Consider the following 19145-nt stretch of genomic DNA (forward strand, 5'->3'; position numbering starts at 1 on the left):
CGGAGGAGATGTTGCTGGCCGCCGCCGGCGCGCTCGCCGCCGTCGTCACGCCCGAGGAGCTCGGCCCCAACTACATCATCCCGAGCGTCTTCCACCCCGACGTGTCCACCGCCGTCGCCGCCGCCGTCCGCGAGTCGGCCGGCGGGCGCGCGCGGGGCTTCACCGAAGCATAAGATCATTTTCTGTTACGGCACGGCCAAGGTCACGCCGCCCGCCGCACGCGGCTGAGGGCCTCCAGGGGGACGCTCGCTGACCCGCACATGGAATCCCGCCGTCACGGCGCCTGGTGGGCCGGTTACGTGGTCTCCCGCGTGCCGTCGGGCAGCGTGAGGCCCTCCTGGCCCGGCTCCTCCCGGGTGAGGGCGGGCATCAGACGATAGCTCTCCTGGAAGACCAGGTTGTGGGCGTCCCCGGCGGCGATCACCCGCAACGTGCCGAGCTGCGCCGCGGCGTCCGCCTCGTCGAAGACGTTCAGCGGCCAGTCGCCCACGGTGTTGCCCCGCAGGTGCGGATGGTTGAAGTCGCTGCCGTAGTGGGCGACCACCGCGACCGGCTGGGCGTGGCACGCGCGCTGCTCCTGCCACGTCAGCGACCACATCGCGTTGAGCCCGCCCTCGCGTGACCGGGTGACGCCGCTGGCGACCACCTCCCCGGCGCCGAGGAGCAGGTCGGCGTTGAGCTCGTCCAGGGCGGTGCGCGCCACCGGGTCCAGCAGCCCGACCGCCGTGATGAACACCTGCTCCTTGTCGTCCCGGGAGACAGCCTGCCCATGAGTGCCGTCGCGCAGGTCACGGAAGTGCCTGAGCAGGGCTTCGTTGATGGGAGTTCGCATGCCCTCCCCCTGCCCAGCCGGGTCGCCAGGCCACCTCCCGGGGCCCCGGCACCGCCCCGCCGCGCTCCGAACTCGGCGCCGCGGACCCGCCACGCCGAACCGCGTGCCGAACCCCGGGGCCGCCGCGCCGACCCGCGTACCCGGACCAGGTCCGTCAGCCGAGCAGCTTGTCGATCCTGGCGCGCACGTCGGGCGTGTCGAGGCCGCGCACCGTGAGCGTCGTGCGGCGGCGTACGACGTCGTCCACCGTGGCCGCCCACTCGCGGTCGCGGGCGTAGACCGCCTGGGCCCAGATGTCCGGCCCGTCGGGGTGGATGCGCTCGCCGAGCGCCGGGTCCTCGCGGATGAGCCGCGCCAGGTCGAACGCGATCGACCCGTAGTGCGTGGCCAGGTGCCTGGCGACCAGCGGGTCCATGCGCGTGCCCGGGTCGCGGTCGGTCCACAGCCGCATGGCCACCGCGTCGGGGCTGGCCAGCCCCGGCAGCGGCACGGCCGGCAGGATGTCGGCGAGATCGTCGCCCAGCGGCTGCCCCGGCAGGCGGGCGAGCGTGTCGAGCACGTGCCTGCCGATGTGCCGGTAGGTGGTCCACTTGCCGCCGGCGACGGAGAGCATGCCGCCCGAGCCGCTGGTCACCACGGTCTCCCGCTTGGCCGCCGCGACCTGCCCGGGGCCGCCGGGCAGCACCCGGAGCCCGGCGAAGGCGTAGGTGATGTCCTCGCGCCTGAGCTGGGAGTCGCGTACGGAGTGGCCCGCCTCGTCGAGGATCTGCGCGATGTCGGCCTCGGTGGCCCGCACCGCGGCCGGGTCGCCTTCGTACGCCTCGTCCGTGGTGCCGAGGAGCAGGTGGTCCTCCCACGGGATGGCGAACGACACGCGGTATTTGTCGATGGGCGTGGTCAGCGCGGCCTTCCACGGCTCCTGCCTGCGCAGCACCAGGTGAGCGCCCTTGGACAGCCGGATGCTGGGCGCCGCTGAGGGGTCTTCCATGCGGCGCAGGTGGTCGACCCACGGCCCGGTGGCGTTCAGCACGAGCCTGGCCGACACGCCGAACTCGGTCCCGTCGAGCCGGTCGCGCAGGTCGGCGCCCGTCACGGTGCCGCCCGTCTGGCGCAGCCCGACGACCTCGGCGTGGTTGAGCACGACCGCGCCCGCGTCCACCGCGGCCCGCACGGTCATGACCGCGACCCGGCTGTCGTTCATCTGGTGGTCGCCGTAGACGGCGGCGGCCCGCAGGCCGTCGGAGCGCAGGGCGGGCACCCTGGCCATGGCCTGCTGCGGCGTGATCACCCGGCCCATGCCGTCGCCGAACACCGACAGCGCGGAGTAGAGGAACACTCCCGCGCCGAGCTTGGCGGCGCCGTGCGGGCCGCCCTTGTAGATCGGCACCACGAACGTCAGCGGCTTGACCAGGTGGGGTGCGATGTCGGCGGCCAGGGCGCGCCGCTCGCGGTGGTTCTCCGCGACCAGCCGCACGTTGCCGGTCTGCAGGTAGCGCAGGCCGCCGTGGACGAGCTTGGAGGAGGCACTGGAGGTGGCGCCGGCGAAGTCGCCCGCGTCGACCATCGCCACCCGCAGTCCCGCCTGCGCGGCCATCCAGGTCACCGACGTGCCGAGGATGCCGCCGCCGATCACGAGCAGGTCGTATGCGGTGCCGGCCAGCTCGTGCCTGGTCTCCGCGCGGTCGGTGCCGATCGTGAGTGTCATGCTCTGCTCCCCTCCTCCTGCTCCACCCAGCCGAGGGTGCGCGCCACGGCCTTCTTCCAGTTGCGGTATTCGCGCTCGCGTACGGTTTCGTCGATCGCGGGACGCCACTCGGCGGCCTTGTGCCAGTTGGCCCGCAGGCTGTCGACGTCGGGCCAGTAGCCGGTGGCCAGTCCCGCCGCGTAGGCGGCGCCCAGCGCGGTGGTCTCGGCCACCATCGGCCGGATGACCGGCACCGCCAGCACGTCGGCGAGCGTCTGCATGAGCAGGTTGTCGGCGGTCATGCCGCCGTCGGCGCGCAGCGTGGTCAGGTCGAGCCCCGAGTCGGCGTTCATCGCGTCGACCACCTCGCGGGTCTGCCACGCCGTGGCCTCCAGCACGGCCCGCGCGAGGTGGCCCTTGTTGACGAACCCGGTCAGTCCCGCGATCACCCCGCGCGCGTCGGAGCGCCAGTGGGGCGCGAACAGCCCGGAGAACGCCGGCACGAAGTAGCAGCCGCCGTTGTCGTCGACCGTCCTCGCCAGTGTCTCGATCTCGGCCGCGCTGGAGATCAGGCCCAGGTTGTCGCGCAGCCACTGCACCAGGGAGCCGGTGACGGCGATGGCGCCTTCGAGCGCGTACGTGGCCGGGCCCGAGCCGATCTGGTAGCCGACGGTGGTCAGCAGGCCGTGCTTGGAGACGACCGGCTCGTGACCGGTGTTCATCAGCAGGAAGCTGCCGGAGCCGTAGGTGCTCTTGGTCTCGCCGGGGGCGAAGCACGTCTGCCCGAACAGCGCGGCCTGCTGGTCGCCGAGCGCGGAGGCGACCGGGACGCCGCCCGCCGTGCGGCCGTAGACCTCGGCGGACGGGCGGATCTCCGGCAACATCGCACGCGGCACGCCCATCGCGGCCAGCAGCTCGTCGTCCCAGCCCAGCGTGTGGATGTTCATCAGCATCGTACGGCTGGCGTTGGTCACGTCGGTGATGTGGCGGCCCGTGAGGTTCCACAACAACCAGCTGTCCATCGTGCCGAACAGCACCTCGCCGCGCTCTGCCCGCTCCCGCAGGCCGGGGGTCTCGTCGAGCAGCCAGCGGATCTTCGGCCCGGAGAAGTAGGTGGCCAGCGGCAGCCCGGCCCGCTCCTTGAACAGGCTCTCGTGCTCGGCCAGGGATCGGGTCAGCGCGTCGGTGCGGGTGTCCTGCCAGACGATCGCGTTGCGGACGGGCCGGCCGGTCTCGCGGTCCCACAACACGGTGGTCTCGCGCTGGTTGGTGATGCCGAGCGCGGCGATCTGGGCGTCCTCGATGCCGGCGCCGCTCACGGCCTCTCCGAGCAGGCCGCGCACGGCCTGCCAGATCTCGTCCGCGTCGTGCTCCACCCAGCCGGGCCTGGGGAAGATCTGGCGGTGTTCGCGCTGGGCGACGGAGATGATGTTGCCGGCCTCGTCGAAGACGATGCACCGGCTGGACGTGGTGCCCTGGTCGATGGCTGCGACGTAGTGCGGTCGAGGCACGAGCTTCCTCGCTTGGATCAGGGTTCGACAATGTCGAACGACGTGAGAAATGTTAGGCGGTCGTCATGGGGGTGGACAAGTCAGCGGGCGAGGGCGCGCGTGATCGCGCGGGCGGCGTCGCGTACGTACGAGACGTACTCCATGTGCAGGGCTCCGTCCGGGGCCAGCCGTTCGACGGCGCCCCGGATGCCGATGGCGCCGACCACGATGCCGCGCGCGTCCTTGATGGGCGCGGCGATGGCCACCTCGCCCTCCGTCAGCTCCTCCGTCTCGGCCGCCCAGCCGCGGGTCCTGACCTGGTCGAGCTCGGCCTCCAGCGCCTTGGGATCGGTGAGCGTGGCCCTCGTGTACGCCCGCAGCGGCGCGGCCGGCGCCTCGCCGTAGGGGTCGTGGGCGAGCAGGACCTTGCCGAGGGCGCTGGCGTGCGTCGGCAGGTAGGTGCCGACCTGGAGGGTCTGCATGCTGTCGTCCGGCCTGAACACGTGGTGGATCACCAGGACGTGCCCCTCGTGCAGGGTGCCGATCCAGGCGCTCTCCCTGCTGCGCCCCGCCAGGGCGTCGGCCCAGTTGATCGAGCGGGTGCGCAGCTCGTTGACGTCGAGGTAGCTGCTGCCGAGGTGGAGCAGCGTGGCGCCGAGCCGGTACTTCCCCGTCGTCCGGTCCTGCTCGACGAACCCCACGCGGACCAGCGTGCGCAGGATGCCGTGCAGCGTCCCCTTGGGCAGGCCCAGCGCCTTGGCCAGCTCGGCCACGCCGAGCTGGCGCGGGCCCGAGGCGAGCAACCGCAGGATCGCGGCCGCCCGCTCGACCGATTGAATCGTCTCTCCCACACCTCGCACCTTAGTGCAGAGGAGTTCGATATTGCCGAACGGTGGTCGTGCGGCGGTCGACGGGCGCGCGGTTCGTGAAAAGGTGCCCGCCCACCAGCAGCGCGGCAGCCGGAGTCGGCCTAGAATGGCGCCAGCGGTGAACCCGGCAGACCACAACGCCCCGTTCAGCCCCGCGCCCGACCCCGGAATGCCCCCTCAGCAACGACATGGTCAGCAGGGAGAGCCCGGCGGGCGTGCGATGGCGGAGGCGAGTCCCCGGGTCACCTGCCACGAGCACAACCCCGGCGAGGTCGCCAGCCCTCCCGTGAATGAGGAGAGCCCGAGCACGCCATGCCCACAAGGAGATGCCCGCGCCGCCTGACCAGACCGGCGGCCCTGTCGATGAGCAGGGCCACCTGGTCCGCCGCGGGCCGTAAAAGGCCGGGGTCGTAAGAACATGCGCCATTAACGGGATGAGAGTCCCGTTAGCCGGGCATGCCGGTATGCGGTGAGGAGTTTAGATGGAACAACCTTCCCGTCTGGCGGGAACCGTGCGGCCGGGGGGCCGCACCGCGAGGGTACGCGCAGCCGTACTCGAGGCCACCCAGGACATCCTGGTCGAGCACGGCTTCCACGGCCTGACCATGGATCAGGTGGCGGCCAGGGCCGGCGTCGGCAAGACCACGGTCTACCGGCGCTGGGGGAGCACCCCCGGCCTGGTGACCGATCTCATGAAAGAGCTGGCCAACCAGTCGTCGCCGCACGCCGACACGGGCGACGTCGAGCGTGACCTGCTGGCCAACGCCGTGTCCGTCTGGGAGGCGGTCACCGACGGGCGGCTCGGCGCCACGCTGCAGGCGGTGATCGCGGCCGGGACCTGCGACGAGGAGGCCGCCGACGCGCTGCGGGCCTTCTTCACCCGCCGCATCGACGAGTGGGCCACCGTCGTTGACCTGGCCGTCAAGCGGGGAGAGCTGCCCGAGGGGACCGACGGCGGTGAGCTGGTCAGGGCGATCTCGGCCCCGCTCTACTACCGCCTGGTGGTCACGAGGGAGCCGGTGACGCGGCGGGACGCCGAGCGCTCGGTGTCGCGCGGGCTGGCCGCCGCGCGGGCCGGCGCGTTCGTTGCCGACTCTTAGCGGGCGCCGTCCGGGCTCACGGGGCCGAGCGCGGCCAGATCCAGCCGTACCACCACAGAATGCCTCCCATGACCACCAGTCCGCCCGCCGTGGCCAGCTTGGCCATGAGGTCCACGGGCGGACCTGTGAAGGGGAGGCGGTCGAGGTGGTGGCCCCAGGGGCAGTCGTTCTCCACGTCGGTCGAGTCGATCAGCGTGTCGGGGTTGTGCTCGGCGACCGAGTACGCCTCGATCTCGGCGCGGCTGCCCTTCCCCACCCGGACCTGCTTGACGACCGTCTTGCGCGCCGGGATCGAGCCGCTCGCCACCGTCCTGCCGTCGGCCCGCAGGTCGTACCTTGCCAGCTGGCGGGTCACGTTGCGGAGCGTGACGGTCGCCCGGCCGGAGCGGCAGGCCACGTCGTCGACCGTCATGGTGAACGGGTCTCCCGGATCCAGCCGCGGCCAGGCCCAGGCGGTGGCAGGGAGGAGCAGTGCCACGGTCATGGGCAGCGTGGCCAGGACGACACGAGTACCGATACGCATGTGCTCCCCCCGGAGTGTGATCTTTGCTACGTAAGGTGCCCAAGGGGACACGAAAAGTAACATCGACTCACGAGGGGAGCGGACGCCCCCGGATACACGCCATGATGGATGTATGGCGGAAGCGATCTACGTCGGCGGGTTGTTGGTGGCGACGCCGCTCCTCGATGACCCCAACTTCCGGCGTAGCGTCGTGCTGATCCTCGAACACGACCACGACGGGGGCACTCTGGGCGTGGTGCTCAACAGGCCGAGCGACATCTCGGTGACGCAGGTGCTGCCCGTGTGGGATCCGCTGGTCACGGGGCCTCCGGTGCTCTTCGAGGGCGGGCCGGTGCAGACCGACAGCGCGCTCGCGCTGGCGGCGGTCCCGAGCGGTGAGGAGCCGCTCGGCTGGCGCAGGCTGCACGCCGGCACCCCGGCCGTGTCAAGGCTGGGGACGGTCGACCTTGACGCGCCGCCCGAGATCCTGCAGGGGGAGATCGCGCAGATGCGCATCTTCGCGGGGTACGCGGGGTGGACGTCGGGCCAGCTGGAGAGCGAGATCGCCGAGGGCGCCTGGTATGTCGTCGACTCCGAGGTCGGCGACACCTTCCACGCCGATCCGGGCTCGCTCTGGCGGCACGTGCTGCGGCGCCAGCACGGCGAGCTGGCTTTCGTGGCGACCTGCCCGGACGATCCGACGATGAACTGAGCCCTTCGGCGAGCCCCGCGCCTCAGAGGTCCCACCCCGGCCGCAGCGAGCGCTCGGCCAGCTCGATCGTCTCTGCCATGCGGCCGGTGATCTCCGGCACCGAGCCGTCGCGGCGCGGGCACTCGAAGCCGACGCGCATCGCCGACATGGCGAACGCGACGATCAGGTGGGAGAGCTGGTCGGTGTCGGCGTCCACACCCCTGCGCCCGGCGACCAGCTCCGCGAGGCGGCGCTCCGTGCCGGCGCTCCTGGCCACCGACTGGCCGATCAGCTGCGGATTCTCGTCGAGGATCCGGCGGAGTTTGAGGAACCTCTGGTGCTCGTCCTCCGTTGAGCCTTCCATGTCGCTCATCACCGCTCGCACCGCGTGCATGAGCGCCGTGAACGGCGGCTCGTCCTGCGGGCGGGAGCGCAGGGTCTCCACCATGAGCTGCTCGCCGTGGTCGTGGAACCACAGCACCAGGTGGTCCTTGCTGGTGAAGTAGCGGAAGAAGGTGCGGGGGGAGATCTCGACGGCCCCCGCGATCTGCTCGACGGTGGTCGACTCGTATCCTTGTTCGAGGAACAGGTCGAGCGCCGCGTCGAGGATCGCCAGGCGCGTCTTCTCCTTCTTGCGTTCACGCAGACCCACAGCGGTCACTCCCTCGAAACCTTTCTGTCATAGTGTGCCATAAGTCATACGCCGTCATGTGAGAGTCGGTTGTCTGAAGTCGTCGGCTGCCATAAATTAGTGAGGCTTGCGATATCTATGCCCTGATCTGGGGCTATATGTCATTTGAGGGGGAGTCATGGCTCAAGCGAAGGCGGTCAACGCGCCGTCGTCGCCCGGCCCGGACCGGACGGGGGCCGGCGGCAATCCGTGGCTGGTGCTGCTGGCGGTCAGCCTGGGCGTCATCATGGTGATGCTCGACGGCACGGTGGTGGGCATCGCCAACCCGGTCATCCAGGCCGACCTGAAGGCGACGCTGTCGGACCTGCAGTGGGTGACCAGCGGCTATCTGCTGGCGCTGGCGGTGTTCCTGATCACCGCGGGCAAGCTCGGCGACCTGTTCGGGCACAAGCGCGTCTTTCTCATCGGTGTTGCCGGCTTTGCGATCACGTCCGTGGGCATCGGTCTCAGCGCCGAACTGGCCGGCGTCATTCCCGGCCTCTCGCCCGTCGGCGCGCTCATCGGCCTGCGTGTGCTGCAGGGTCTTTTCGGCGCGCTGCTCCAGCCCGCCGCCCTGGCGCTGCTGCGTGGAGCGTTCCCGGGGGAGAAGCTCAACCAGGCGATGGGAGCCTGGGGCGGCATCATCGGCCTGTCCAGCGCCGCAGGGCCGATCGTGGGCGGTGTGCTGGTCGAGAACGTGAGCTGGGAGTCGGTCTTCTTCATCAACGCGCCGGTCGGGATCATCGCCCTCGTCATGGGCGTCTTCCTGATCAAGGACAACCGCGCGCAGACGATGGCGCGGATCGACTGGCTAGGCGTGCTGCTGCTGTCGGGCGCGATGTTCTCGCTGGTGTGGACGATCATCAAGGCCCCCGACTGGGGCTGGGGCGACAGCACGACGCTGACCTTCCTGGGCGCGTTCGCGGTGCTGATCGCCGCGTTCATCCTCTGGCAGAACAGGGCGCAGAAGATCGGCAGGCAGCCGCTGGTCCCGCTGTCGCTGTTCAGGAACGTCTCGATCTCCATCGGCACCGTGCTGATGATGATGGTGGCGTTCGCGATGTTCGGCGCGATGTTCTTCCTGGGCTTCTTCTTCCAGGGCGTGCACGGCCTGACCCCGCTGGAGGCCGGCCTGCGCATGTTGCCGATGAGCGCCGGCATGATCGTCGCCTCGCCGCTGGCGGGCATGGCGATCGGCAGGCTGGGGCCGAAGATCACGATGGCGGCCGGTCTGCTGATCACCGCGTTCGCCATGTTCCTCATGTCCCAGCTCAGCATCGACGCGTCGTTCCTCGCGAGCGCCATCCCGTTCGTGCTGCTGGCCTTCGGCATGTCGCCGGTCTTCGTGGGCGCCACGGAGATCATCGTGGGCAACGCGCCGCTTGAGCTGAGCGGTGTCGCGGGTGGCGTCCAGCAGTCGGCCATGCAGGTCGGCGGCGCGCTGGGCACCGCGATCCTGGGCGCCGTCATGGCCGCCGAGATCTCCGGCACGCTGCCCGGCTACCTCGGCCCCGCCGCGCAGACGATCCCGCCCGCGCAGATGATCGGGCTGGAGAAGGCGGCCGCCTTCGGCGCGGCGCCTCCCGGGGTGCCGCAGCCGATCGTCGACGCCGTGCACCACTCCTTCATGGACGGCATGCACCTCGCCTTCCTGGTGAGCACCGGCATCGCCGTGCTGACCGCCCTGCTGACGCTGTTCGTCAAGGCCGGGCGCAAGGCCGAGGGCGTGCAGGTCCATGTGGGCTGACCATGTGGGCTGACCGGGCGGGCTGACCGGGCGGGCTGACCGGGCGGCCCTCGCCTTCGCGGCGGGGGCCGTACCGCCGGGTGGAGGACGCGGTCGCGAGCGGGCATAAACTCGGTGGGGTGAGCAGCACGAAGATCCTCCCAGAGCAGGAGACCACGCCGCGGACCTCGCACGGCGACGGCGATCACGAGCGCTTCGCCCACTACGCGGACAAGCACAAGATCACCGAGAGCATGGTGACGGGCACGCCCATCCGCGCCCTGTGCGGCAAAATCTGGGTGCCCAGCCGTGACCCCAAGAAATACCCCGTTTGCCCGGAGTGCAAAGAGATCTACGAGGGCCTTCCCTCTGGTGACGGCGAGGGCGACGACAAGCAGTGAGTGTTGCTGAGCGGTAATCCTCCGCCAAACAGCTACGGTCTGTAGCCATATCGGCTCATTCCGTGGTGGAGGATCTATGGCTCGGCGTGCGACGGCCGCCTCGTTGGCATGCCTGCTGGCGGTATGGTTCGCCCCGGCGGTGCAGGCCGGCGCCGCCTACGCGGCCCGTTGCAGCCGTCATGCGCCGGAGGAGCCCTGGCCGCGCTCGCCCCAGCCGGGAGACGTGGCCAAGGTCCGGTCCGAGCTCGCCCGGCGCCTGGCTGGCGTCACGCCGCCGACTCAGATCACCGTGCCCACCGTGGTGCACGTCATCGCGCGGCCTGACCGCCAGGTCTCCGACGAGGCGGTCGAAGCGCAGATCAACGTGCTCAACTCCGCGTACGCCGGCCGCTTCGGCGGCGTGGACACCGGCGTGCAGTTCCGGCTCGACGCCATCACGGTCCGGCAGAACGCCGCCTGGTTCGGCGACCCCGTCGGTCACGAGCGGGCCATGAAGAGCGCGCTGCACCAGGGCGGCCCCGGCACGCTCAACCTCTACATCGCCCAGCTCAGCGAGCACATGCTGGGCTTCGCCAGCTACCCCTACTGGTACACCGACGCGCCGGTGCTCGACGGCGTGGTCATCGACTGGCGCGGACTGCCCGGGGGCGCGATGACCAACTACAACCGCGGCTTCACCGGCGTCCACGAGATCGGCCACTGGCTCGGGCTGTTCCACACCTTCGAGAACGGCTGCAAGGAGCCCGGCGACGGCATCGACGACACCCCCGCCCAGGCCAAACCGACGAAGGGCTGCCCCGAGCGCGCCGACTCCTGCGCGAAGGCGGGCCTTGACCCCGTGCACAACTTCATGGACTACGCCCACGACCGGTGCATGTCGGAGTTCACCCAAGGACAGGCCAAGCGGATGCACGAGATGTGGGCGGCGTACCGGCAGGCGACGCCGTGAGCGATGCGGCGCTGACTACGATGTGCTGGTGACAGCACCGAAGGCACTCGACACTCCATACCAGCCGCCGCGAATCTTCGGTTCGCGCTACCGTACCGCGACCCTCGGCATCCTCCTCGTGGTCACGCTGGTCGCTTTCGAAGGCATGTCGGTCGGCGTCGCCATGCCCGCCATCGCCGAGGAGCTCGACGCGCTCAACCTCTACGGGATCAGCTTCTCGGCCTTCCTGATCGCCAGCCTGTTCGCCAACGTGGTGGCCGGCCTCTGGTCCGACCGACGCGGCTACCCCGTCCCGTTCGTGACGGGAGTGGTGCTGTTCGTCATCGGGATGGCACTGGCCGGGGTCGCGACGTCGGCGGTGATGTTCCTCGTGGCGCGGGCCGTGCAGGGGCTGGGGGCGGGAACCACCATCGTGGCGCTGTACGTGATGATCGCCCGGGTCTATCCGGTGGAGTCGCGGCCCAAGGCGTTCGCGGCCCTCTCCGCGGCCTGGGTGGTGCCCGCCATGGTGGGCCCGGCCGTGGCCGGATTCGTGGCGGAGAACTGGGGCTGGCGCTTCGTCTTCTTCGGGATCATCCCGCTGGTGGTGCCCGCGCTGGTGATGCTCGTCCCGGCGCTGCGGCAGCCCTCATCGCCGGGCGAGGCTCCGTCGGGCGGGCCGAGGTCGAGGCCGGTGGCCATGACGCTGGCCGCCACCGCCGCGGCCGCCGGCGCGGGGGTGCTGCTGCACGGCGTCGACCGGCTGCACCTGCATCCCGTCACGGGGGCCCTGGAGACGGTGGCGGGGCTGGCGTCCCTGTCGTACGGGCTGTTCCGGCTGCTGCCTCCACGGGCGCTGCGGTTCGGGCGCGGGCTGCCCACCACGGTGATGATGCGCGGCTTCTTCTCGGCCGCCTTCTTCGGCGTCAACTCCTTCATCCCGCTGGTGTTGCAGGAGGTGAAGGGCTTCGACCTGTCGAGCGCGGGCGTCGCGCTGACCACCGGGGCGCTCGGCTGGTCCGCCGGCTCCTACCTGCAGAGCAGGAAAGAAGGGCAGGCGCACCTGCGGATCCGGCTGGGCATGGGATGCATCGCCGTCGCGGTCCTGCTCTGCCTGCTGGCCGTCCTGCCCGGGGTGAGCGGATGGATCGCCGTGCCCGCGTGGATCATCGCCGGCTTCGGGATGGGGTTCGGCATGACCACGGTCAGCATCACGGCGCTGAAGCAGTCGCCGGTCAACGAGCAGGGAGCCAACTCGGCGTCGCTGTCGGTGACGGACATGCTGGGCTCGGCGCTGTCCATCGGCGTCGGCGGCGCGCTGGTCAACCTGATCGGGCACTCCTCCTCCGAGATCGCCACCGGGTTCGTCGTCATCTCGATCCTCATGGCCACCATCGCGCTGAGCGGCACCGTGCTCGCCGGCCGCACCCGCTGAATTCCGCCTCTCCTGTCACAACGACAACGGATCGCCTGATCCTCGTCGCGAGGAGTGATAGGACAGCGGGACAAGGAGGTGTCATGGAGGGTGATCGCCGTGTCTGGCCCCCGCAGACGGGCGCCCGGCACCGCCGTACCCCTCCCGAGGACGGCACCCCTCCCGAGGGCCGCACCTCTCCTGAGGACGGCAAGCCCGTGTGGGGCGCGCACCGCGACGGGAGGCCGCGGCGGGGCAAGAACCCCTTCGCGAGCGTCAGGGACACCGCCGCCGATGCCAGGCGCTCTCCCGCGCCCGCGGATCCCGCGCCGGAGCGGAACGAGAGGTCCGTGCCCGATCCTGCTCAGGAGGCGGGCTGGGGGTCTGCGTCCGAGCCTGGCGACACCGGCTGGGGGGCTTCTCCCGAGGTCCCGTACGAGACGGGCTGGGGGGACCTCCCAGAGCGTGATGACGGGCCGTCGCGGAGACGGCGGGAACGGTCCCATCCGCTGGACCTCGGCCCTGACCCGGAGGACGAGGAGCCGTGGAACCCGCGGATCCGCCGGGCCACGTACCCCGGCCTTCGGAACGGCGCGGACAACGGGCAGGACAACGGGTTCGGCGGCGGACGCGGCCGTGGGAGCGGCACGTCGCCGGCCGGCGAGCCCCTGCCGCCGTCGGCCCGCCTCTACGGCTCTCCGGCCGATCCCGGCGCGCGCGGGCGGGTGGGCGGCAGGAGGTGGCGCCGGTGGGCGGGAGCGCTGGTGGCGTTGCCTGCCGGGGCGGGGCTGATCGTGGTGGTGGCCGTCGTGGTGCTGCGGTTCACCGCCCCGCCGGCGGAGACGGGCCGGCTGAGCGACTCGCGGGCGGGGGTGTCGGCGGCGCTGCCGCAGGGGTGGCGCGAGGGGCCGGTGCCGCCCGTGACCGGGTTCACCTCGGTCATCAGGGACGACGCCGGAGCACTCGTCATGGCCAGACCGATGCCGTCGGTGAAGGACGCGGGGAAGGCCGCCAAGGAGGCGGCGGCGCTCTACTCCAGGCTCCTGCTCAAAGGGGACCGCGTGACCGTCGTCGAGGACAGGCAGGTTCCGGGTGGCCACACCCGGGCACTGCGGGCGGAATATCGGGACGTGGTCAACCGGCCGGCCTTCCTGCGAGTGATGCTCCTCACTCGCGGCGCCAGGGCCGTCCTGCTCGTCGGGCTGCTCCAGCCCGCCGGCACCGAGCGCAGGCAGGAACTCGACACGGTCATGACGAGCCTGCGGCCGGGATGAGAGCCCGCCCGCCCCCTAACACGTGAGGATCACCTTGGCCAGAATCCTCGGCTCACGGCACGTCTTGTCGGTGGGCCCGATTACTCTAGGGTCACTGTGAGAAAGCGAAGCACACCAACCCCAGAGGTGATGCGGTGAGCACCTTCGCCGCGTCCCACCTTTCGCCTTCCTATCCCGACCGAGCCGCATGGGGCACCGCCCCCAAGCTGCGCGCGTGGCAGCAGGAGGCGTTCGACCTCTACTTCAGGCGAGACCCGCGCGACTTCCTCACCGTGGCGACCCCGGGCGCGGGCAAGACGACCTACGCCCTGCGCATCGCCAGCGAACTGCTCGCCAACGGGGTGATCAGAGCGGTCACCGTCGTGACGCCCACCGAGCACCTCAAGCGCCAGTGGGCCGACGCGGCCGGGCGGGTGGGCATCAACATCGACCCCGAGTTCAAGAACAGCCAGGGCGCCACGTCGCGCGACTACACCGGGGTGGCGGTGACCTACGCGCAGGTCGCCATGCACCCGGCGCTGCACAGGGCGCGCACCGAGGCGCGCAAGACCCTGGTGATCTTCGACGAGATCCACCACGCGGGCGACGCCAAGTCATGGGGCGACGGCGTGCGCGAGGCGTTCGAGCCCGCCGCACGGCGGCTCCAGCTCACCGGCACCCCGTTCAGGTCCGACGACAACCCCATCCCGTTCGTCGCCTACGAGGAGGACGCTGAGGGCCTCAAGCGCAGCGTCGCCGACTACTCCTACGGCTACGGCCCCGCCCTCGACGACGGGGTCGTGCGCCCGGTCATCTTCCTGGCCTACTCCGGCGAGATGAAGTGGCGCACGCGGGCCGGCGACGAGATCGCCGCGACCCTGGGCACCCCGCTCACCAAGGACCAGCTCTCCCAGGCGTGGCGGGCCGCGCTCGATCCGAAGGGCGACTGGATCCGCCAGGTCATGCAGGCCGCCGACCGCCGTCTCACCGAGGTGCGCAGGGGCGTCCCCGACGCCGGCGGCCTGGTCATCGCCACCGATCACGAGACCGCCCGCGCCTACGCCCGCCACCTGCGCAACATCAGCGGCGAGGGCGCCACCGTGGTCCTCTCCGACGACCCCGGCGCGTCGAAGAAGATCAAGCAGTTCGCCGCGTCCCAGGACCGCTGGCTGGTGGCCGTGCGCATGGTGTCCGAGGGCGTCGACATCCCTCGCCTGTGCGTGGGCGTCTACGCCACCTCGACCTCGACCCCGCTCTTCTTCGCGCAGGCCGTGGGCCGGTTCGTCCGCGCCCGCAAGCGCGGCGAGACCGCGTCCGTCTTCCTCCCCTCGGTGCCCACGCTCATGGGCCTGGCCAACGAGATGGAGGTCGAGCGCGACCACGTCCTCAACAAGCGGCCGCCGGAGGACGGCCTCGACGACACCCTCCTCGAACAGGCCAACCGCGAGAAGGACAACCCCGACGTCCTGGGCGACGAGCTGCCGTTCGAGACGATGCAGACGTCGGCCACGTTCGACCGGGTGTTGTTCGACGGGGGCGAGTTCGGCACGGGGGCCGAGCTCGGCTCGGCCGAGGAAGAAGACTTCATCGGCCTGCCCGGCCTGCTCGAGCCCGACCAGGTGGCCACGCTCCTGCGCAAGCGCCAGTCCGACCAGCAGGCCGCCAAGCGCAAGCAGCCGGCCGACGAGCCGCGGCAGACGCTGGCGCCGCACGAGCAGATCGCCGAGCTGCGGCGCGAGCTCAACGGCCTGGTCGGCGCATGGAACCACCGCACGGGCCAGCCGCACGGGGTCATCCACTCCGAGCTGCGCCGCGCCTGCGGCGGCCCGCCGATCGCCCAGGCGACCGCCGAGCAGATCCAGGAGCGCATCGCCACCATCCGCCGCTGGGCCACCCAGCGGCGCTAGGCGCACCTGCCAGAGACCGGTGACGTGCCGGCCCGATGGGACGGCTCCCGTCGTGGTGGAGATGGTGTCTTCACCTGACGGGAGGGCTTCGCCCGCCACCTCTGGCGGGCGGCTCGTCCGACGCGGCGAGGCGCCTGACCATGATGCGGCACCGCTCAGGCCGGAGCTCGCGCCGGCCGTCCGGGTGGTAGACGACCTCTGTCGTGGCGACCTGCCCGTACGGCCATTCGGCGTATCCGAGACGCAGGTAGAGCCGCTGCGCGTCCCCGTTGTCCAGCCCCACGCCCAGGGCGATCCGGTCGTGGCCCAGGGCGGAGAGCCGGTCCTCGGCCGCCCACAGCAGCTCCGTCCCGATGCCCTGCTTGCGCCGCCAGGGCACGACCTCCAGGTGGGTGAGCAGGGCCACGCCCGGTAGATGGGTGCGTAACTCGGGCTCCTCCGCCGGGGCCAGCCAGACGTACACGTCGCCCACCGCCTCCTGGCCGTCCCAGGCGACGAGCAGGAGTCCGTGGCCGGTGTCCTGCCTGCCCAGCCGGTCGGCGAAATAGGCCTCCTGGCCGAGGGACCGGACCATGGCAGGAAGGTCAGTATGGATGGCTTTGCGAATTTCGGAGGCCCCCACGGACCACAGATTCCCGGATGCCGCTCCCCTGAATCAACAGGCGTTTACCGGGACGCCCACCAGCGCAGCGGCTTGGCCCCCGGCCGGACCACCCACTTCATGGCGTCCGCCACGTCTGATTCGAGCTGCGGGATCCCGGCCAGGTGGCCGGCCCAGCGATGGCGGTCCGCCTTCCATGCCCGCAGGTAGGAGACGCAGAAGTCCGGGGTGATCAGCTTGAGCCGGCCGAGCGCGGCCAGCAGCGACTCCTCCATGGCGGTGCGGTCGGTGGAGCCGGGCCGCAGCCTGACGCGGCGCAGCACGTCCTCGACGAACGCCCTGCGCCTGGCCAGGAAACTCGTCCAGTGCGCCGGCCGGGTCGCGGCCTCCCAGCTGGCCCCGTCGCCGTCGAGGAGCCAGTAGACGCCCTCCGCCAGCACGTCGCCGAGCTCCTGGTCACGGGCGCGGACGGGCCGGTCGAACGGGTTGTACGGGCGCTGGGTCACCATGCCCGTCACCGCGAGCCGGCGCAGCGACGTCTCGCCCAGCAGGTAGAACCAGTCCTCGTTGTAGATGTTCGGGAAGAACGACGGCCTGCGGGTGGTCTCGACGGCGAGGGCGCCGCCGCCCACGAACGAGTCCTGGTCGCCGCCGGTGAGCCGATGCGCGTGGCACACCACGGAGTTGTCCGGGTAACCGCCGATGTGCATGCCCACGGCGTCATAGTCGTCGAGCAGGGCCGCCGCCGCCGCGACCTCCTTGTGCCCTCCGACCACGATGTCGTCGTCCAGGAAGACGACGCGCTGCCAGCCCATCAGGCGGGAGAGGAGCAGCCCGGTGTTGCGTTTGGCGCTGAGATCGGTCGCGCGGTGAAACGGCGTGCCCTTCACCAGCGCGGAGGTCGCGAAGTCCGGCAGGTTGAGCCGGGCCGTGTCGTCGACGTCGATCACGATGTGGTCCACGCCGGTCGGCAGCAGGAGCGCCGCCGCCTCGTCCGGGCGGCTCCACCTGCGGCTGTGCAGGGTCACCAGCGGGCAGTCCAGTGCGACGGCCAGGCGGATCGCGTGGCCGAGCCAGCTGGGATGCCGGATCGTCGGTACGACGATCGCGTCGACGGTCCCGGACCCCGCGTGCTCGTGGTACAGGTCGACCAGGTGCCTGTGGGAGCCGTGATGATGCTCCGTGCCGGCTTGTGCTCTCTCATGCTCCATGGAGGGGACCCGGCCATTCGTGTAGCCGGTACGAGGCGACCGTCCAGTCGGGTGTGACGGCGACGCGGCCCTGCACCCTGACCCTCGTGAGGAGGCTGTACGCCTCCGCGTCGCGGAACCGGTCACGCAGGTAGGCGGTGTTCCGGTCGCGAAAGCGCGCGTCCGTGAGCGCGCGCACCACGCCGTAGACGCCTCGCGAGTGCATGCCGTTGCAGATGGTCAAGGTGTGGCTGGTGTTGTCCGGGTTGACGCCGCGGTAGAAGAAGCCGACATCCTCTGTGAGCCGCACGCCATCGCCTGAGCCGCTGGTGACGGTGTAGTGCCTGTGCGTTTCGCCGCCCTCGTCGACCTCGAAGTACGGCCCCCTCTCGCCCTCCCAGTCGGGCACCTGCCGCACCGGGAGCTCGATCCGCGAGAGCATGTACGCGGTGACCTCGTTGTAGTCGACGCCGCCGAGGAGCACCACGTGGGTGGTGAGGTCGTCGGCGCGAAGGTCCTCCGTCGCGCGCAGCGTCACGAGGCTGTGCGGGTTGGCGGCTCTGACATGGCCCCACAGCTCGAACAGGGAGTCAAGATCGGAGTATTTGTAGAGCTCGATGTAGTCGGGGCTCGACGGGTCCGCGTAGGTGATCTTCTCCCGCTCGTCGTGGGGGATCTGCGAGCAGATGATCGTGATCGGTTCGCCGTCGGCGAAGTGCCACGGTCCGTCATGGAGGGCGTCCGGCTCCGGGTCGGAGCTCTCGGCCCCCTGGAAGCGCAGCGCGTTCTTGCGCAGCCGGGTGAGCTCGTCGAGCAGGGCGCGGTGCTCCGCCAGCTCCTCGGCCGTCATGTCCGACAGGGGGAGCACGCGGGCGTGCCCGTTGGCCAGCGATCGCCGGGTGGCGAAGAACGCGGCGTACTTCTCGAGGCGGTGCACGGGCGGGATCTTGATCAGGTGGGTCGACTCCCACGACGAGATCAGTGGAACGCTGACCCCGAACGCGTCGCGCAACTGTGCCTGGGTGACCCGCAGCCCGGGCCATCGGCTGTCGCGGAGCTCACGCAGCCGGCGCGCCAGCGCGGTCCGCGCGGGTTCGTCACCGCTCATGCCAAGCCTCATTCAAGTGAACTTCAGTGAATATAAGCCCCAGTGGCGAAGTCGGTGAAGAAGTCGCAGCTAGGGCAGCACAACCGGGCTACGTGCGCGAACGGATCGCACAGGAAGCACCAGTCTAGCCACAGCTCCGTGGCTGCCAAGGGGGAATGTGTGGGTTGAGAGTGGGTAAATCTCTGCACATAGAGATTCAGTTAATGAAAGCTGAAGTTTACTGAATAGAGGTGGAGGTGGTATCGCGACCCGAGTCCCATGAGCCGTACCAGGCCAGAGCGGCATCCCGCGCGGAAAACGAGCGCAGGCACCCCTGAGACGACAGCGAAGGGTGGCCCGCGATCCCGGATTTCTTGTCAGAGCGCGTCTCCGCACCAGGGAAACCTTCATGACCACACTAGTCCTCCACCTCTCGGTGGCCACGCCCATGTCATCCGACTCCCGGACCATGTCCCTCTTCATGCTGGCAACCATGATCACGCTGACGCTGGCCGCGATCCGCGGGCTGCTCAAGCGTACGCGCCTGATCATGGTGGTCAGCGGCACGAGCGCCCTGCTCGTGGTCCTCTCCGTCCTCGCCCTCGCCTACCTGATCACCTTCGGAGCGACCTGAGGCGGTCACCGCGCGCGGCGCACCGCCCCCTGCGCTGCGCGCGTGCCGACCGCGCCGCCGCGGGCGCGGTCACGCTGAGTGACTCTGTGTGTTTGGACACAGAGCAGTGACCTCCTGTTAGAAGCTCGACTCAAGCGGCAACAACCACGATTGGCTGTCTTGGGAT

General features: G+C 70.6%; 18 protein-coding genes and 1 pseudogene. 10 read left to right on the top strand and 9 right to left on the bottom strand.

Features of this window, described 5'->3' with window-relative positions:
- A pseudogene (locus tag ABGB14_RS43705) lies at positions 1-173 on the top strand (NAD-dependent malic enzyme); the annotation flags it as partial.
- A gap of 122 nt (positions 174-295) precedes the next feature.
- Here ABGB14_RS43705 and ABGB14_RS43710 read toward each other — a convergent pair.
- The 4 genes from ABGB14_RS43710 to ABGB14_RS43725 form a co-directional block, all read right to left on the bottom strand.
- Positions 296-832 carry a hypothetical protein gene (locus ABGB14_RS43710; RefSeq protein ID WP_347649788.1) on the bottom strand — a complete coding sequence of 179 codons (537 nt, stop codon included), beginning with the start codon at positions 830-832 and terminating at the stop codon, positions 296-298.
- A 154-nt stretch (positions 833-986) separates the two neighbouring features.
- Positions 987-2537 carry a glycerol-3-phosphate dehydrogenase/oxidase gene (locus ABGB14_RS43715; protein ID WP_347649789.1) on the bottom strand — a complete coding sequence of 517 codons (1551 nt, stop codon included), beginning with the start codon at positions 2535-2537 and terminating at the stop codon, positions 987-989.
- Positions 2534-4027, bottom strand: coding sequence for a glycerol kinase GlpK (gene glpK / locus ABGB14_RS43720; RefSeq protein ID WP_347649790.1), 1494 nt, complete (start codon positions 4025-4027; stop codon positions 2534-2536). The genes ABGB14_RS43715 and glpK overlap by 4 nt, the downstream gene beginning before the upstream one ends.
- A gap of 80 nt (positions 4028-4107) precedes the next feature.
- On the bottom strand, positions 4108-4857 hold the full coding sequence (locus tag ABGB14_RS43725; protein ID WP_347649791.1) for an IclR family transcriptional regulator: 750 nt from the start codon (positions 4855-4857) through the stop codon (positions 4108-4110).
- 500 nt (positions 4858-5357) lie between these two features.
- On the opposite strand from ABGB14_RS43725, the gene ABGB14_RS43730 reads away from it, so the two are divergent.
- A complete protein-coding gene (locus ABGB14_RS43730; RefSeq protein WP_347649792.1) occupies positions 5358-5975 on the top strand; it encodes a TetR/AcrR family transcriptional regulator in 618 nt (205 codons plus the stop codon).
- 16 nt (positions 5976-5991) lie between these two features.
- Here ABGB14_RS43730 and ABGB14_RS43735 read toward each other — a convergent pair whose 3' ends face one another.
- The gene (locus tag ABGB14_RS43735; RefSeq protein WP_347649793.1) at positions 5992-6498 is read right to left on the bottom strand and encodes a hypothetical protein; all 507 of its coding nucleotides are present in this window, start codon (positions 6496-6498) and stop codon (positions 5992-5994) included.
- A gap of 112 nt (positions 6499-6610) precedes the next feature.
- On the opposite strand from ABGB14_RS43735, the gene ABGB14_RS43740 reads away from it, so the two are divergent.
- Positions 6611-7189: a YqgE/AlgH family protein gene (locus ABGB14_RS43740; protein WP_132331907.1), complete on the top strand. Its 579-nt coding sequence runs from the start codon at positions 6611-6613 to the stop codon at positions 7187-7189.
- A 22-nt stretch (positions 7190-7211) separates the two neighbouring features.
- Here ABGB14_RS43740 and ABGB14_RS43745 read toward each other — a convergent pair whose 3' ends face one another.
- Positions 7212-7820, bottom strand: a complete 609-nt coding sequence (locus tag ABGB14_RS43745) for a TetR family transcriptional regulator (RefSeq protein WP_347649794.1) — start codon at positions 7818-7820, stop codon at positions 7212-7214.
- A gap of 157 nt (positions 7821-7977) precedes the next feature.
- On the opposite strand from ABGB14_RS43745, the gene ABGB14_RS43750 reads away from it, so the two are divergent.
- From ABGB14_RS43750 to ABGB14_RS43775, 6 genes are all read left to right on the top strand, one after another.
- Positions 7978-9585, top strand: a complete 1608-nt coding sequence (locus ABGB14_RS43750; protein ID WP_347649795.1) for a DHA2 family efflux MFS transporter permease subunit — start codon at positions 7978-7980, stop codon at positions 9583-9585.
- A gap of 119 nt (positions 9586-9704) precedes the next feature.
- The gene (locus tag ABGB14_RS43755) at positions 9705-9965 is read left to right on the top strand and encodes a DUF3039 domain-containing protein (RefSeq protein WP_132509798.1); all 261 of its coding nucleotides are present in this window, start codon (positions 9705-9707) and stop codon (positions 9963-9965) included.
- A gap of 76 nt (positions 9966-10041) precedes the next feature.
- Positions 10042-10914, top strand: a complete 873-nt coding sequence (locus tag ABGB14_RS43760) for a zinc metalloprotease (RefSeq protein ID WP_347649796.1) — start codon at positions 10042-10044, stop codon at positions 10912-10914.
- A gap of 28 nt (positions 10915-10942) precedes the next feature.
- Positions 10943-12328 (top strand): MFS transporter, encoded by a 1386-nt coding sequence (locus ABGB14_RS43765; protein ID WP_347649797.1) that lies wholly within the window; start codon positions 10943-10945, stop codon positions 12326-12328.
- Between the two features lie 83 nt (positions 12329-12411).
- A complete protein-coding gene (locus ABGB14_RS43770) occupies positions 12412-13581 on the top strand; it encodes a hypothetical protein (protein WP_347649798.1) in 1170 nt (389 codons plus the stop codon).
- Positions 13582-13715: 134 nt separating this feature from the next.
- Positions 13716-15467, top strand: a complete 1752-nt coding sequence (locus tag ABGB14_RS43775; protein WP_347649799.1) for a DEAD/DEAH box helicase — start codon at positions 13716-13718, stop codon at positions 15465-15467.
- Between the two features lie 70 nt (positions 15468-15537).
- Here ABGB14_RS43775 and ABGB14_RS43780 read toward each other — a convergent pair whose 3' ends face one another.
- The 3 genes from ABGB14_RS43780 to ABGB14_RS43790 all read right to left on the bottom strand — a co-directional run bounded on the left by ABGB14_RS43780 (position 15538) and on the right by ABGB14_RS43790 (position 18366).
- A complete protein-coding gene (locus ABGB14_RS43780) occupies positions 15538-16041 on the bottom strand; it encodes a GNAT family N-acetyltransferase (protein ID WP_347649800.1) in 504 nt (167 codons plus the stop codon).
- Positions 16042-16133: 92 nt separating this feature from the next.
- Positions 16134-17279 (bottom strand): hypothetical protein, encoded by a 1146-nt coding sequence (locus tag ABGB14_RS43785; RefSeq protein WP_347649801.1) that lies wholly within the window; start codon positions 17277-17279, stop codon positions 16134-16136.
- Positions 17269-18366, bottom strand: coding sequence for a helix-turn-helix domain-containing protein (locus ABGB14_RS43790; RefSeq protein ID WP_347649802.1), 1098 nt, complete (start codon positions 18364-18366; stop codon positions 17269-17271). Before ABGB14_RS43790 ends, ABGB14_RS43785 begins: the two co-directional genes overlap by 11 nt.
- 388 nt (positions 18367-18754) lie before the next feature.
- Here ABGB14_RS43790 and ABGB14_RS43795 point away from each other — a divergent pair, with 388 nt between their 5' ends.
- Positions 18755-18979, top strand: a complete 225-nt coding sequence (locus tag ABGB14_RS43795) for a hypothetical protein (RefSeq protein ID WP_347649803.1) — start codon at positions 18755-18757, stop codon at positions 18977-18979.
- The last annotated feature ends 166 nt before the right edge of the window (positions 18980-19145 follow it).

Origin of the sequence: Nonomuraea sp. B10E15, assembly GCF_039871615.1 — a bacterium.
Lineage (GTDB): Bacteria > Actinomycetota > Actinomycetes > Streptosporangiales > Streptosporangiaceae > Nonomuraea.